Origin of the sequence: Sphingobacterium sp. InxBP1 (genome assembly GCF_026191775.1) — a bacterium.
Classification (GTDB): Bacteria; Bacteroidota; Bacteroidia; order Sphingobacteriales; family Sphingobacteriaceae; genus Sphingobacterium; species Sphingobacterium thalpophilum.
This window is the reverse complement of the sequence record NZ_JAINDX010000048.1, coordinates 120,612-136,222: the sequence shown is the minus strand read 5'-3', so window position 1 is coordinate 136,222 and position 15,611 is coordinate 120,612. Positions and strand designations below refer to the sequence as shown.

Annotated in this window: 16 protein-coding genes; 7 read left to right on the top strand and 9 right to left on the bottom strand. The window is 42.3% G+C overall.

Annotation, left to right across the window (positions count from 1 at the left end):
• Window positions 1-119: 119 nt before the first annotated feature.
• Both K7A41_RS18455 and K7A41_RS18450 read right to left on the bottom strand, forming a co-directional pair.
• A complete protein-coding gene (locus K7A41_RS18455; RefSeq protein ID WP_265714862.1) occupies window positions 120-1,331 on the bottom strand; it encodes an MFS transporter in 1,212 nt (403 codons plus the stop codon).
• A 99-nt stretch (window positions 1,332-1,430) separates the two neighbouring features.
• The gene (locus K7A41_RS18450) at window positions 1,431-2,090 is read right to left on the bottom strand and encodes a FadR/GntR family transcriptional regulator (protein ID WP_265714861.1); all 660 of its coding nucleotides are present in this window, start codon (window positions 2,088-2,090) and stop codon (window positions 1,431-1,433) included.
• Window positions 2,091-2,326: 236 nt separating this feature from the next.
• Here K7A41_RS18450 and K7A41_RS18445 point away from each other — a divergent pair, with 236 nt between their 5' ends.
• Window positions 2,327-2,617, top strand: coding sequence for a hypothetical protein (locus K7A41_RS18445; protein ID WP_265714860.1), 291 nt, complete (start codon window positions 2,327-2,329; stop codon window positions 2,615-2,617).
• A 29-nt stretch (window positions 2,618-2,646) separates the two neighbouring features.
• On the opposite strand, the gene K7A41_RS18440 is transcribed toward K7A41_RS18445, so the two are convergent.
• The 5 genes from K7A41_RS18440 to K7A41_RS18420 form a co-directional block, all read right to left on the bottom strand.
• A complete protein-coding gene (locus K7A41_RS18440; RefSeq protein WP_265714859.1) occupies window positions 2,647-3,732 on the bottom strand; it encodes an Atu1372/SO_1960 family protein in 1,086 nt (361 codons plus the stop codon).
• A gap of 341 nt (window positions 3,733-4,073) precedes the next feature.
• Window positions 4,074-5,171, bottom strand: coding sequence for a DNA alkylation repair protein (locus tag K7A41_RS18435; protein ID WP_265714858.1), 1,098 nt, complete (start codon window positions 5,169-5,171; stop codon window positions 4,074-4,076).
• 182 nt (window positions 5,172-5,353) lie between these two features.
• Entirely contained in the window at window positions 5,354-6,040 is a 687-nt protein-coding gene (locus K7A41_RS18430) for a ClpP family protease (RefSeq protein WP_265714857.1), read from the bottom strand.
• 10 nt (window positions 6,041-6,050) lie between these two features.
• Window positions 6,051-6,323 carry a hypothetical protein gene (locus K7A41_RS18425; protein ID WP_265714856.1) on the bottom strand — a complete coding sequence of 91 codons (273 nt, stop codon included), beginning with the start codon at window positions 6,321-6,323 and terminating at the stop codon, window positions 6,051-6,053.
• On the bottom strand, window positions 6,304-6,837 hold the full coding sequence (locus tag K7A41_RS18420) for an RNA polymerase sigma factor (protein ID WP_265714855.1): 534 nt from the start codon (window positions 6,835-6,837) through the stop codon (window positions 6,304-6,306). The genes K7A41_RS18425 and K7A41_RS18420 overlap by 20 nt, the downstream gene beginning before the upstream one ends.
• Before the next feature lie 217 nt (window positions 6,838-7,054).
• On the opposite strand from K7A41_RS18420, the gene K7A41_RS18415 reads away from it, so the two are divergent.
• The 3 genes from K7A41_RS18415 (at window position 7,055) to K7A41_RS18405 (ending at window position 9,282) form a co-directional block, all read left to right on the top strand.
• Window positions 7,055-7,606 carry a TetR/AcrR family transcriptional regulator gene (locus tag K7A41_RS18415; RefSeq protein WP_265714854.1) on the top strand — a complete coding sequence of 184 codons (552 nt, stop codon included), beginning with the start codon at window positions 7,055-7,057 and terminating at the stop codon, window positions 7,604-7,606.
• A 2-nt stretch (window positions 7,607-7,608) separates the two neighbouring features.
• Window positions 7,609-8,853, top strand: a complete 1,245-nt coding sequence (gene fabF / locus K7A41_RS18410; RefSeq protein WP_265714853.1) for a beta-ketoacyl-ACP synthase II — start codon at window positions 7,609-7,611, stop codon at window positions 8,851-8,853.
• A gap of 243 nt (window positions 8,854-9,096) precedes the next feature.
• On the top strand, window positions 9,097-9,282 hold the full coding sequence (locus K7A41_RS18405; protein ID WP_265714852.1) for a hypothetical protein: 186 nt from the start codon (window positions 9,097-9,099) through the stop codon (window positions 9,280-9,282).
• Between the two features lie 179 nt (window positions 9,283-9,461).
• Here the strand turns inward: K7A41_RS18405 and K7A41_RS18400 are convergent, their stop codons facing one another.
• Window positions 9,462-11,039: a Na+/H+ antiporter gene (locus tag K7A41_RS18400; protein WP_265714851.1), complete on the bottom strand. Its 1,578-nt coding sequence runs from the start codon at window positions 11,037-11,039 to the stop codon at window positions 9,462-9,464.
• Between the two features lie 253 nt (window positions 11,040-11,292).
• Between K7A41_RS18400 and K7A41_RS18395 the strand changes: the two genes are divergently transcribed.
• Entirely contained in the window at window positions 11,293-11,901 is a 609-nt protein-coding gene (locus K7A41_RS18395) for an alpha-ketoglutarate-dependent dioxygenase AlkB family protein (RefSeq protein WP_265714850.1), read from the top strand.
• Window positions 11,902-11,905: 4 nt separating this feature from the next.
• Here K7A41_RS18395 and K7A41_RS18390 read toward each other — a convergent pair whose 3' ends face one another.
• Window positions 11,906-12,898, bottom strand: coding sequence for an SDR family oxidoreductase (locus K7A41_RS18390; protein ID WP_265714849.1), 993 nt, complete (start codon window positions 12,896-12,898; stop codon window positions 11,906-11,908).
• A gap of 309 nt (window positions 12,899-13,207) precedes the next feature.
• On the opposite strand from K7A41_RS18390, the gene K7A41_RS18385 reads away from it, so the two are divergent.
• Both K7A41_RS18385 and K7A41_RS18380 read left to right on the top strand, forming a co-directional pair.
• A complete protein-coding gene (locus K7A41_RS18385; RefSeq protein ID WP_265714848.1) occupies window positions 13,208-14,008 on the top strand; it encodes an inorganic diphosphatase in 801 nt (266 codons plus the stop codon).
• Window positions 14,009-14,123: 115 nt separating this feature from the next.
• Window positions 14,124-14,897 carry a hypothetical protein gene (locus tag K7A41_RS18380; protein WP_265714847.1) on the top strand — a complete coding sequence of 258 codons (774 nt, stop codon included), beginning with the start codon at window positions 14,124-14,126 and terminating at the stop codon, window positions 14,895-14,897.
• The last annotated feature ends 714 nt before the right edge of the window (window positions 14,898-15,611 follow it).

The window sequence follows — 15,611 nt, the reverse complement described above, 5'->3', positions numbered from 1 at the left end:
CACTTATTGACTAACGAGGCAGCATTGAAAAATTTAAAATTTGAAAAGAAGCGTGTTGGAAAGCTACGGAAGTCACGATGGAGAGGGCCGGTCAAGAAGATTAAGCGGCCCTCTTTTGTTTACAGAGTGTTTTTCTTGACATTCGGAAGCAGTCCCGTAACAATGCCGATTAAGGGTAGGTAGACACAGATGTTGAACACGTGCTCTATGGATGTGCGGTCTGCCAGCCAGCCTAATACAGCCGAGCCGATGCCACCCATACCAAATGCCAGACCAAAAAAGAGACCTGCAATCATTCCTACTTTTCCTGGAATGAGTTCGGTGGCATATACTAAAATAGCTGAAAAAGCTGACGAGATGATCAGTCCAATCAAAATAGCTAGCAAAATTGTCAATTCCAACCCCACATGCGGTAGTAAGAGCGTAAAGGGCGCAGCTCCGAGGATAGAGATCCAGATAATGAGTTTACGTCCATAGCGATCTCCCAATGGTCCTCCCAAGATGGTCCCTGCAGCCACCGATGCAAGAAACATAAATAGGTAAACTTGTGACTCCTGTACCGATACATGGAATTTATTGATCAAATAGAAAGTGAAATAACTCGTCATTGAAGCCATGTAAAAATACTTCGAGAAAATCAAAACCAGGAGAATGGCTAACGCAAACATTACTTTGGTCTTTGAAAGGCTTGGTTTACGTGCATCCGAAACAGCGGCCTTATCTTTGGGTTGCAGATGTATTTGATACCAGCTACCTACGTGCATTAAGATCAGAACTGCGATAATTGCCAGCACGCCAAATATCCCAATATACTGTTGACCAAAAGGAATCACAATCAGTGCGACTAATAAAGGACCTATAGCACCACCGGCATTGCCACCAACCTGGAAAATTGATTGCGCAAGACCTTTTTTTCCCCCCGAAGCTAAATGAGCTACCCGTGATGCTTCCGGATGGAAAATAGAAGAGCCCATGCCAATAAGGCTCACTGACAATAAGATGTAAAAGAAATTGGATGCAAAGGAAATACAGATTAATCCAGCCAGGGAGAATAACATGCCTATCGCCAGTGATCGGGGGGTCGGTTTTTTATCCGTATATAAGCCGACAAAAGGCTGTAAAATAGATGCTGTTAACTGAAAAACTAAAGTAATAATACCGATCTGCGTAAAATTGAGCGCATAGTTCGACTTCAATAATGGGTATACCGCCGGTATTACCGATTGTATCAAGTCGTTAAGCAGATGCGAAATGCTAATCGCAAATAGAATGGGGTAGACTGTTTCGGAACTGTTCCAAGTGCTACCGGAAGTTAAAGATTGTGTTTTCATAATTGATACATCAGGTCATCTGATGTTTATTGTGCTGATATGTTTAACGTTTATTTTTTTTACTATAATAATAATGGATTATACTTTGGTCGCGAAATTTTATTTGTGCAAGATGATTCGATCAGCGATCTGTTTGGCCCTCTCGACATCTTTATCCTTGATTGCTTCCATCAATTCTTCGTGCTGTTTCTGCGATTGTGACAGCGCCGTAGTGTCTTTATAGATCTCCATAAAGAATTTATTTACGTGCAGCGACAACGTCGTATATAGCTCTGCTAAAATGTTGTTAGCACAAGATGCTGCGATTGCAGTATGAAAAGCGATATCGGCATCCACACAGGCGCTCAAATTACCAGATTTAGCATATTCCGCTCGATCTTTGAGTGCACGTTCCATAGCCTTCAGATCCCTCTGACTGCGATTTATAGTGGCCTTTTCAATAATTTTAAGTTCAAGTATATGCCGAACTTCAAAAATTTCATTGAAATTACCTTTTTCAATTTTTGCATCGAGAACACGATTGTCTCTAACACTCTTGACAAAAGTACCCAATCCCTGCTGTACATGTAAATATCCCGACTGACTTAAATACTTGACAGCTTCACGTATCGTTGATCTCCCAACGGCGAATTGTTTCATCAATTCGGGTTCAGTAGGCAACTTGCTGTCTATCGGAAATTCCCCCGATTTAATTTTTTCTTCAATTGCAGTCGCTACCTCCTCCGCCAGGGAGCGCCGAATAATCGCTTCATTTCTCATGAGATCATATCATCTGATGAATGCAAAGTTAAAATAAATTTGTTATTTTCAATAGCGTTTTTAAATTTCTTTCTTGCCAGCGCCCTTCGCATATTTCTCGATGAAAGCAAGTGAAGGAATGCCAATAGAAACCAGTCATATTTTCCGAAGATCAAGAAATAAAAAAGAAATATGTTGTAAATCTGAAGATTAATTTCTTACTTTGAATATCAAAGTACTTTTAATATTTAAAAATTATGAAAATATCGAAACACAGGTTAGTTATCATGTTGGGGGGTATTGCCCTTCTATTATGCATACCGCTAATCGCTATGCAGTTTACTGAAGAGGTGAAATGGACAGGCCGGGATTTTGTGGTCATGGGTGCTTTACTCACGCTCACGGCACTATTATGGGAGCTTGTATGGAGAGGAGTGAGGACTTTCGGATATCGAGTCCTGCTTTGCAGCTTTATCGTCGTCGGATTTTTATTGATATGGGCTGAATTGGCAGTTGGTATATTCGGGACCCCTATAGCGGGGTCCTGATGTATCATTTGCAGATTGTATAGCGCGGGTTACTCAACTTCGAAAATCGCCTGTATTTCAACGGGAGAGTTTCCGGGGACTGACGATGCACCGAGAGTTGCCCGTGCATGCTTGCCTTTATCGCCAAAGATTGTAACGGTAAGATCAGATGCTGCATTCATCAACTTAGCATGGTCCTTAAAATCCTGAGGAGCGTTGAAAATTCCTGTTAATTGCACACATTTTTTGACTCTGTTCAGGTCTCCATCAACCGCGTCTTTCAATACACTCAGTACATTAAGCATCGTGACCTCCGTTGCTTCCATTACCTGTGCTTCGGTGACATCCACACCAACTTTTCCGGGAAAAATAATGCTACCATTTTTCAACGCATATTGGTTAATATAGACAAGGTTTCCGCTACGTACATAGGGTTGATAATTACCTGCAGGAGCAGGCACATCCGGCAAAACGATCTGTTTATCTTTGAGCACCTCGTTGATATCAATACCTTTGGTTATAGTAACTCCTTTAGACCTTTGACCGAAGGTGCCTTGTAGCGCTGAGGCAATTTTGGCGAAATGCTTGCCCTGTTCCTGCGCCAGATAGCGTTCTCCGTCCGAAGGTCGCGGAACCTGCTTCAACGAAGCTAGACTAGTTGTACCTAATACCGTATTTCCCTGTGGTATGCTCTTATCAATGTGTTCATATCCCCGTATCCCGTTCGAAACGAGCACCATACCGTGCACCGCCAAAGCGTTCCAAAAAGATTGTAAAGCGAGCTCTCTTCCTGCACCACTTCCGGAGGACATAAATACCATTGCCGGCATGCCTTCCAAGGCATGCTCTGTCCATAGAGAAGTCGTCTGCGCTAGAAATTCACTCATGGCAGTGCTGATATTGCCAAAATAAACAGGTGAGCCGAAAGCGATGCCGTCATAGAAAGGCAGCTCTTCAACACTGGCCAAAGGGACATCTTTTAGAGCGGGATGGTCAGACTGTTTCACCTTTTTAATAATCGCAGTTGCCCGACCTTCAACTTCTATACCTCGGGCTACTTCATTCGCCATTTCGTAGGTGCCCCCTTGGTCGGAGTGTATGAGTACAAGGATTTTAGTTTGTTTCTCTTGTGCCATTGTAGGATTCATTAAAATCATTATCCATAAAAAAAGAATAGCTCTTACTATTTTGTTCATATGCCATTTATATTGGAGAATAGGACAAAGGTATGCGATGCATTTTTATTGAAATTGCCAATAAGTATATGTATATCGACAAGTAAGCAGCACGCTAAGCACTCGTCTTTATTCATCATAAGCACACATTATAAAATAGAAGTATTCAATCCTCCCGAGTCTACCGACAATGATGGAGGACAGCTTTACGTATAAACAAAGGTTGATAGACTTTGTTTCTGATAAGATCTCACTATTCGGCCTCGGCCGAAACTTTTCAAGGGCGCAATGTCAAGACCCAACTACGGTACCAGTTCGAAATCTATTTCACCCATTTCTCGTCCATTTACAATAATCGAAAGCTTGTGTTTACCAAGATGAAATTTTCGTGTTGTTATCTGTTTAAACGATTGTCGACGTAGGATAGAATTTGTTTCCGCAGCTGCATATGTCCGTTCACTTATTTTAAAAACTTTTTTGGATAATTGCGCGTTTAATTTTTTGTAATAGACAGCGTATTCCAAACGTAACAGCCTCGACTGACCGCTTTTATTTTCGATCCGAAAAGAAAAGACTACGTGCTCGCCAATTTTGACGATTGGCGTTTGAATAGTCAGTTGCGACACTGTAAAATCGGAGCTTTTCAATCCGTAAAAATGCAATATTTCCGGATTACCTTGTTTGAGTAAGGTACGGCAGCCATGTTTAATGATCCCGTTAGTATGTATACTGTAATCCTTCCAACGCCGTGCAATCCCCAGCACGAAATCCGGATGATCTTTGGAAATATCATTGAGATTATTGGCTACGCTTCTTCTGACAGTTTCGGCGAGATCGTCCTTCAAATTTTCGAGAATTGGCAGGACAGGGGTGGGATCCTTCTTAAGAAATGGAATTGCCATTGCCCAGGGGAGCCGGGGTCTGGAGCCCTCGCTGGCGAGCCGTCGCAGCTGTGGATGCGGGTCCCGCGACCACTTTTCCATTTCAGCAATCATGCGGGAATGATATCTAATGATAAAGGGACGGACAGCAAACTCGCAGCTTATAAATTTTGTTATAACTTCAAATGAGCGTATTGCGGTATCAAAATCATTTAAACCATAGCTCTCAATATAGTCAGGAAAAATAGCGTACTCCAGACCGCCGGAGACCCCGTGATCAATCAGATGCTGTATTACCTGGCAGATCAGCGAGGCCGCTGTCGGGAAATGACCCGGCAAAGACTCATGTAATACCGAAGTACTATGCTTCATTCTTTGTTTCCATTCCATGTTAGTGAAATCAGCATCGAAAATACGCTTGATAAATAGTTGTTTATTAAAATTTGAATCGACGCGCTGAAATTCATCAGCAATAGTTTGATAAAAGGAAACTGAGTAGATGTCTTTGATGAGTGCCATTACTGAAAAGGATAAGTTCATTGTCTGTTGAGGACAAAGCTACTAGGTGACATTGACAGCTGATTGTCAATAGCCGGTGTTTACTTTGGAAGTCAGCCAGTCTTTAGACGAATGACTGACCGTTTCTGTTGTCAAAAGCGGAATATAGCATCAAAAGGACTGATCGTTTGCTTAACTGCAAGCTATGATGTCAGTACTTCGTCAATAATACCAAATTCTCTTGCCTCCGAAGCCACCATCCAATGGTCTCTGTCACTTACATCATGTACTTTCTGATAACTCTGACCACTATGCTTGGCAATGATGTCGTATAGTTCTTTTTTGATCTTCAATACTTGTTTGGCTGTAATCTCAATGTCCGAGGCCTGTCCCTGCACACCACCAAGTGGCTGGTGTAGCATGACACGGGCGTGAGCGAGCGCGCTCCGTTTACCTGGAGCTCCACCGCAAAGTAAAATCGCTCCAAAAGATAAAGCCATGCCCGTACAAATCGTTGCTACGTCAGGACTTATTAATTGCATGGTATCGTATATACCTAGCCCGGCATACACCTCACCGCCGGGCGAATTGATATACATATGAATATCCTTTTTGGGATCAACGGACTGCAGAAATAATAATTGCGCCTGCACAATATTCGCTATATTAGCTTCGACGGGTGCACCCATAAAGATAATCCTGTCCATCATCAGCCGCGAAAAGACATCCATCTGCGAAACACGCATTTCGCGTTCTTCTGTAATGTACGGAGTCATTGCCAAGGGGATAGACGAGCGTTCGATCCCCCCGATGTAGTGATCAACCCGATTTGTTGGGACATAGCAATGCCCTACCGCAAATTTGCGGAACTCATTTTTGTCAATATTCATGATTTGTGATTTAAGTTGTCTTAAAGAAACGTTTTATTTTTTCCTTAAATGGGATGTGCTCAGGCTGTGTGAATAGCGTTTGGTGCACGGCTTCGATTTCCTTTCTCAGTTCTTTACGTCCAAATTGCCATACCATCTCATACACCTTCTGTTGGGCAGCTATTCTCCCAGTCATTTCGTCATCTAGCAGTATATGCGCTTCAAATAATAAAGCGTCAGCAGGAACCTGTGTACCCATCAAATGTGCCTCTATCTGTTGTATCTCATTCCAAGAAGTCTTCATATAGCAATGCTTTTTCTTTAACAGTTTCACGTATTTTCTTCAGGCATTTATACTTTTGTACCGTCGCGCTCCGTATTCCTGAAAAACCAAAATCGTCGGCGATCTCCTGAAGTGACATTTGGTCATAGTAAAAGCTCTTAAGCAAGCTCATACATTTACGACCTGCTGTCTCCAAGAAGCGGAAAAGGCGCTTGTTGCAAGGTAAACTTTCGTCGGGTAAAACTACATCCATCTGATCCAAAGGTAGTTTCTGCCTACCTTGATGATAACGCTTCAGCCAGATATTTCTTGCCGTGCCAAATAGGTAAGCAATGTCATTGTCCAGTACGAGGGAAGATAAAACAACTTTTTCATAATACGCTATCAAAGCATCTTGAAATACGTCCTTGGCTTCATCAAAGCTGCCGCCCATGCTGCTGATATATCTGGCTACTGCCGGAAAGCCTTTTTGATACAGTTCCATAAAGAGCGCCTGCCGTCCTGAGCCTGCATTTGAATTACTAATAGTCTGCATATGATTCTCTTTTATAACAATGTACTTAATTTCGACAAAGTATCACCCTGTTTCCAAAAAAAAATAAGGCGATGAATAACGAAAGGCTGTCTTTAATACCTTCAAGCGCTGAGCCAAGTAGTTGTATATGATTCGCGGACTAAAGACATATAGTAAAAAACAAAAATAATTATTATTTCTTTACCTACTTACTAGTAGGTATGTGTATATTTGTGCTATGAATACACGTGAAAAAATAATTTTAATAGGTGATGATCTGATCCGTAAAAAAGGATACAATGCCTTTAGTTTCAGTGATATTTCCAAAGAGCTAGGTGTAAAGAACGCCTCAATACACTATCATTTCCCGACCAAGACAACATTGGTAATTGCTATCATTCAAAAGCACATGGCATTACTGGAAAAGTTTAAGCGGCGTGTGGAGGATCAGGACTCCGTACAAAAAATGATTCTATTTCTTTCTGTTTATACGATATCCAAATCTGGCGGGCGTATCAGTATCTTGGGTGCATTATCTAATGATTACTACTCGTTTGAGCCCGAAGTCCAAACAGAGCTTAAAATATTAACAGACAATACGCTCAATTGGCTTACAGATACACTCAAAGAGGGTAAAAAAGAAGGATTGTTTCGATATAGTACCGATGATCGAACCAAAGCGTTGATGATTATTACCAATATCCTTGGAGCAGAGCATTTATCAAGGATCACATATCATCACAATTTTCAGGAAATTAAACATATTATTATTGACGATTTAACTTCATAAATATGAGACGTGTAGTTGTAACAGGTATCGGAGCCCTGACACCGATAGGAAATAATACAGATGAATTTTGGAACGCATTAACCAAAGGGAAAAGTGGCGGAGCCCCGATTACAAGATTTGATGCTTCGAAGTTTAAAACCAAGTTTGCTTGTGAGGTTAAGGGGTTTAATCCCTTAGATTTTATGGAAAAATCCGAGATCCGCAGATTTGATTTATATACGCAGTATGCGTTGGCCACCGTAGCAGAGGCCATCAAGAACGGTAATATAGATTTCGATAAAATGGACAGAAACCGTATAGGCGTAATTTGGGGCTCCGGTAACGGTGGGATTGAGACTTTTCAACAGCAGGTTACCGAGTATGCGCTAGGCGACGGAACGCCTAGGTTTAACCCTTTCTTTATTCCGAAAATGATCGTGGATATTGCTTCAGGGGTAATTTCTATTAAATATGGACTACGGGGTGTAAACTTTACCACTGTTTCTGCCTGTGCAACATCCAATACGGCAATTATAGATGCATACAATTATATCAAGTGGGGAAAAGCCGACATGATTATCACCGGTGGATCTGAGGCGGCTATCACTGAGAGCTCAGTTGGGGGCTTTAATGCATCGAAGGCGTTATCTACCAACAATGATCATCCACAAACTGCATCAAGACCTTTCGACCTAAGCCGCGACGGTTTCGTCATCGGCGAAGGCGCCGGCGCAGTGATTTTGGAGGATCTGACAAGTGCAAAACAACGAGGAGCAACAATATATGCCGAAATCGTCGGTGGTGGTATGGCAGCAGATGCCTATCATCTTACCGGTACACATCCTGAAGGTGAAGGAGCCTATCTTGGGATGCTCGCGGCTCTCGAAGATGCCAACATTGGTCCTGAAGTAATCGACTATTTGAATGTGCACGCAACCTCGACGCCTCCGGGCGACTTAAGTGAGCTGAAAGCCATTGAGCGAGTATTTGGGCAGACCAGCGATCTCAGTATTAGCGCTACCAAATCGATGACCGGCCATCTATTGGGTGCAGCAGGGGCTGTTGAAGCAATAGCTTGCATAAAAGCAGTTAACGAAGACATCGTTCCACCAACCATAAACACCCAAATACTTGAGCCGCAATATAAAGATATGTTTGATTTTACTTTGGGGAAAAGCCAAAATAAGAAAGTCAATTACGCGATGAACAATACCTTTGGTTTTGGTGGGCATATTGCCACTAGTATTTTTAAAAAATATTCTGAATAAGAATCGATAGTATTCTGTCAAACGAGTTGATGATAACTGCTCTAACTTCTTCCGAATCCGACAGTTTCAATTGAGCATTGGCTGGAAGGATAGAAGTACACAACACAAGTTCCGTATGTTAAAGTCTTCTTCATTAGTTAATCTTGTCGACAGGCAGCTGCAAAGTAGTTTTGACTGGAAAAATAAAGTCAAACTTTTGCCTTTCAGGATTTGTTACATCAACATAAGGAAAACAATAAAGATATGAACTTAAAACGCACCTTTGGAGCCATTCTTACCATTCTAGGTATTGTTGGCTTAGTCTACACAGGATATCACTTGATAAACCAAAGCGCTGGCTACACGACATTGGCGGTTGTGGGCGTTTTGGGGTTAATATTCTTTTTCGCAGGAATCGGCTTGGTCAAGAATACAAAAGATGAATCCTGATATATCATAGTTTCGTCTGGTCTAATAAAAGGGAAGCAATACTTGGAGAATAAATGCGAACAAGTAGCCTATTAGCATAGGCAGGTATATAGTTTGAGGTTGCTAATAGTGAGAAAACATGAAGGAGATATTGCAAGTGGTGGAATACATGAAAAGTTGAGGAGGGCCTGTTGCTCTCCTCAACTTTTCATGTTCAATCGTTCCTCTTGAAGGTCCAGTAGGCGGAGATGTTTCCGAATAATCTCTTCGTCCAACAGTAGCTCCTCACGGTTTTTGTTGATAAGCCAAATCCGTTGTGTTTCCAGGATATCAATATAGATTTTCCGGTATTCAGCATAATTAATAATAATTTCGGAACTCCTCAACTGGTTTTCGTATTTTTGCAGCTGATCTTTTAGGGTCGGGAAGCTTTCGATTTTATCTGCATAATCGCGTTGAATTTTATCGACCGCTACCTGAGCGAGCATGTGCTGAATTTCGTAATCAATTTCCTTTTCGCTCCGTACCAAATCGCGGTCTATTAATCGGAACTTTCGGAGTAAAAAAGGTAGAGTAAGGCCTTGAACCAGCAATGTCAAAAGGATAACGGAAAACGTTATAAAAAGGATGAGGTTGCGTTGGGGGAAGGGGGTACCATCCTCAAGGGTTAAGGGAATCGAAAGTGCAGCGGCCAAAGAAACGACACCTCTCATCCCGGTCCAACCTATGATCAGAGGCGTCTGCCAGCCTGGGCTTTGGGGATCTGCAACCGTGATGAAATTTCTCATGATCAATGTGGTGATTACTGCCGCATATCCCGCAAAAATCCGAACCAGTATTAGCACGGCAGTTACCGCCAGTCCGTAGCCCATTGCGGTGTAGATATCGGTATCGCCAAGACCAGATACTATTTCAGGTAAATCCAAACCGATGAGCATAAAGACCACTCCGTTCAGGAAAAAACAAAAGGTTTCCCAGACAGTGACCGTACGGATCCTCGATCCGCTGCTCAAAAAGTCATGACTACGATAAGAGAGAAACAGCCCCCCACTTACTACTGCAAGAACTCCGGATGCATGCAGTTGTTCGGCCCCAAGATACATCGAAAATGGAGCGATAAACGTCAGTAAGATATCTGTATTGGGGTCAGTGGGCAACAGTTTGTGCATTTTCAAAAAGATATATCCGATCACCAGCCCAATTCCGACACCACCAATACACATCCACAAAAAACTTGTAGCGGCCTGATACCAGACAAATTGACCTGTAGCTGCTGCAATCATCGCAAAGCGGAAAATAATTAAGGATGAGGCATCGTTTAGCAGACTTTCACCCTCTAAGATGGAGGCGAGTCGTTTGGGTACTTTGACAAATTTTAATATAGCGCCAGCACTTACCGCATCCGGTGGAGAAACAATTCCACCCAATAGGAAGCCCAAGGCCAACGAAAACCCCGGAATAAAATAGTTGGCGAAAATAGCAACCGATAACGCCGTAAAGAACACCACAACGAAAGCAAAACTGAATATAATCCTCCGCCATCGCCAGAGCTCTTTCCAGGAAGTTGACCAGGCGGCCTCATACAGTAGTGGAGGTAAAAAAATGATAAAAATTAACTCGGGTTCTATTTTTATCACCGGCACGCCGGGGATAAAACTGATCATTAGCCCCGCCAGCACGAGCAAGACAGGATACGCAACCTGAACGCGCTTGGCTAGCATGATGAGCATGGTGATGAGCAGAACTATAAAAAGATAAAATTCAAAATGTTCTAACATCGGTAATTTTTAGATATATAAATATATATTAAATTCCGAATAACACGGATAACCGACTTAAATTTTAATGAGCTCAGGGATAATGGAATAGATCTGAACGAAAGTAATGAACATTCGCTGCTTGCATCGATTTTGCATTCCGAGCGTTAGCCAGCAAACCTTCATCATTAGCAGCTGTTCTATTGTACAAACAATTGCCATCTAAGAGCGAGACAGTGGTGAGTCAAATTATTTCACGAATTTCTAACATGAAATGGAACAGTTAAGTTTATTTGATAATGAAGGGTACCAGTTCCCCGAGGAACTCTTGGAGTATGAACCACATTTTCTTTCCAATAAAGAGGCTGATACGTTATTCAAGCTACTGTTACAGGAAGTACCGTGGCAGCATACTGCTCAAAAAATGTACGACAGGATTGTCACGACGCCACGACTGACTGCCTGGTATGGCGAAGAGGATACTTCGTATCGGCTGGGAGGCAGAAATATTATTGCCAACCAGTGGTTACCGCCGCTGTATGATTTAAAGGTAAAGATCGAAGAAAGGTTTAACTGCCAGTTCAATTCTGTTTTGCTGAATCTCTATCGTGATCAAAACGATTCCGTTGCTTGGCATCGCGATAGGGAAAGTGAGCTTGGAAATAGGCCTGTCATCGGATCACTGAGTTTAGGGCAAGCCCGCTATTTTGATTTCCGAAGAGTAGACGATCACTCGCAAAAGCGGTCTATACTTTTAAAACATGGTTCCCTATTGCTTATGAAAGGCGATTTGCAGGAGTCTTGGGAACATCGGATTGCAAAATCTTCGCAGGCGATGACTCCGCGGATCAACCTTACCTTCCGATTGATCCGAGAAGAATGATCACTTAAGGTTGCCCGCCACCACCAGCGGCTCCATAGATCTGTCCGTTCGCATAGCTAGCATCAGCTGCTGCCAATTGAACATAGATGGATGCCAGTTCCGCTGGCTGCCCGGGACGACCTAAAGGAGTATCGCCACCAAAATTCACCAATTTCTCCTGTGTGGCACCACCGCTGACTTGCAATGCCGTCCAAATGGGGCCCGGAGCTACTCCATTGACCCTAATGCCTTTGGGGCCAAGCTGCTTGGCCAAGGAACGGACATAATTTGTGGTGGCAGCTTTGGTTTGGGCATAATCGTAGAGGTCGCCAGAAGGATCGGTAGCCTGCACTGAAGTAGTGCCTATGATGACAGATCCCGGTTTAAGGTGGGGAAGTGCCGCCTTAATAAGCCAAAACGGCGCATAAATGTTGGTTTTCATCGTTGCATCAAATTCTTCTGTGCTGATATCTAAGATTGACGCTTTCGTTTGCTGCCGGCCCGCGTTATTAACTAATATGTCCAGTCCACCCAGTTGCTGAGCTGCATCTTCAACTAGTTTGGTGCAAAAATCTTCATTGCGTAGGTCTCCAGGAATGGCTATTGCTTTACGACCAGCTTCTTTGATCAAGGCAATCACTTCCCTTGCATCGGGCTCCTCTGCCGGGAGATAATTGATAGCAACATCGGCACCTTCGCGCGCATAGGCAATAGCTGCTGCGCGCCCCATGCCTGAATCACCGCCTGTGATCAGAGCTTTACGACCTTTTAGTCTGCCTGACCCCTTATAGCTTGTTTCGCCGTGATCGGGACGTGGGTTCATCTGGCTGCAAAGCCCCGGCCAAGGCTGCGACTGCTTTTTAAAAGGCGGTTTGGGGTATTCTTTGACAGGATTAGCCACGTCCTCCTGCTGTTGCGATTGGGCAGGTTGCCAGCCACCGAGTAAGGTAAAGCCCAAAATACCTGCCCCCATTTTGCTTATTGCCGTCCTTCTACCCATGTTAGTTAAATTTTTCATATGCTATTTTATTTGTCTATTGATATTCGCCTTACTTTCTTCCAAAATAACAGGGCTTGAACGTTCTTGGTTGAAACATCTTTCTCAAATTTCTAAAAACGGGTATATACCACCTTAAATGAGTAGAATCACGCCGACGAAGTCATTAATGCTGAAACAATGGTGTCTATCGTACAACACAGCACTATGTGCTCACCAGAATGAGCTGTGCGCAGATTGGCGGTCAACCGAAACTTTTTCCAGTTGGTGGTTGTTCTCATTTTATCATAACAAGCAATTTTAAGTATTTTAACCTACCACGATTTAGTGATGAAAGATGTTGTATGTATGGTGGAGACACCGAAAAACTCCAATGCAAAATACAATTATGACCCCGGGCTTGGTGGTCTTGTAGTAGCGAAATACTTGCCTTTGGGATTTGTGTTTCCCTATGATTTTGGTTTTATTCCGGGGACCATGGGCCAAGATGGTGATCCGTTGGATGTCATTGTCATTGCGGAACAGGGCAGTTTCCCGGGCAGCTTTCTGAAATGTAGGGTTATTGGTGCTATAAAAGCAGTACAGCGGGAGCGAGACGGTTTAATAATCGAAAATGATCGATTTCTCGTCGTTCCAGAAAACTCAAAGGTATTCGCCAATCTGACACGGGCAGTACAACTGCCAGATGATATCCTGGCCGAACTGCAATACTTCTTTAGCTGTTATAGTCAAATAGAAGGCAAAGATTTTGAACCACTAAAAGTCATCAGCGCAAAAGACGCGGTTAAAGCAATAGCGACCGCAAAGAACAACATGGAACCGATCCGGAAGATTGAGATTTTCGTGCCTTTATCGGATGACAATGGAAAACCTTTTCCAGCTTATCTCTACAGAAATGTAAAAAAGAAATTAATTAAAGACTTTGGCGGCGTGACTGCCTATACGCAAGCTCCGGCGGAGGGGGTCTGGTCCGATGAAGATCAAAAGGAAATCAAAGACCGCATCATTGTTTATGAGGTCATGGTCGCTGAGATCGATAGAGACTATTGGGCTTCCTTTCGGGAGCATCTAGAACAACAGTTTGATCAAAAACAACTGATTATCCGGCAGAGTACAGTAGGCTTGTTATAAGCTAAGTGGATATCGGAAGCTATTGGCTTTGAATGTCCTTATATGAGCATATTTTATTGTTCACGACGCCGTCCGTGAGCCGAGTCGGCAAAAGATGGTTTAAAAATATAATAGTATGAAAAAATCACTTCAGACCACGAATGGAATCGCGCTGGTAACAACAATTATCATTAGTTATCTATCCAACAAAGGAGTTTTTAATGGTGAGACCATGGGCACAATATCTGCAAAATATGAGAATTTATTCACACCAGCGGGCTATGCATTTTCCATCTGGGGCCTAATTTATCTACTTCTCTTTGGTTTTATCATCTATTTTGGTCCTATAACGAGACAGACACAAGAAAAAGAATGTGTACTGAAACAGATTGGCTGGTGGTTTGTAATTTCCTGTTTTGCCAACAGCCTTTGGGTACTAATCTGGCTATATGATTTCACCTTCTGCAGTGTATTGTTCATGATCTTACTTTTGCTATCGCTTCTAACGATCATCGAAAAGACTGAAGAAGGACGCCATCCGCAGTCTGCCGCTATGACTATTTTTTTAAGACTACCTTTTCAGATATATGCTGGTTGGGTCTCTGTCGCATTAATAGCCAACGTTGCGGCATATCTCAAGAAAATCGCATGGAATGGTTTTGGCATATCAGAAACAAGCTGGACTATCGCGCTATTTGTCTTCGCGCTGGTCATCCACCTGTTTATGATTTGGAAACGCGGCATGCCGGCATTCGCTTTGGTCGCGGTCTGGGCATTACTGGCTATTGCAGTTGCTAATCACATCATCGATTATACCATCTATATTGCAGCTATCGTGTCAGCAGTTACTATTTTCATAAATATCATTATTTTCTTTGTGAGAAAATCAAAAGATCCATTAACCCGATAACAAAAGAGAAGATTACGTTGCCATATACAGTTATCGTTTTCAAGACTGCACACGACGCGCTTGTAAGCAACGATAGATAAACATACCACGAATAATAATAAATTGCCACCATATTTTAATTTACAATTATCGGGAAGAAAAAAAAACATACATTTAAGTGTAAATAGCATAGGCGGCATCGATTGAAGAAAATTTGCGCTTCTACTAGTAATCGGGGAGACGTACAAACAAAAAGGTGTTATTGCGAATTGAAATTGGATGTGCACTATAATACACAATACTTAGAAATATATGGGGAATATCATATTTAGGTTCTGGTTGGTAAACGTCCTGTTAAGTATACTTTTATTTGTACTATATCGTTTCTTGATGCTAGATAGTGAGCTTGTTGATTCAACATTCTTTGAAAAAGTCCTTGGTATAGTGGATGCGTTTTTAAATGCTTATCTTTCAACTGTCTATGTTGTAGTAATCACTTTAGGGTCAGTTTTATTCTTTTTGAATCAAATCGAGAAAATTAGGAACAGTTATTTCTTATCGTTAATCACCTTTTCCGGTGTACCATTCATTAGCGTTATTTTTCTTACAGTCATTATTTTGGGAGATACATACCAATATGGCGTAACAGCAGCTCCATTAAAGTTACTATTTGTCTTTTCAGTACTTTATTTGCTATGTACTATTGTCGAATTTCTGCTCTTTAGAAGGAAAATA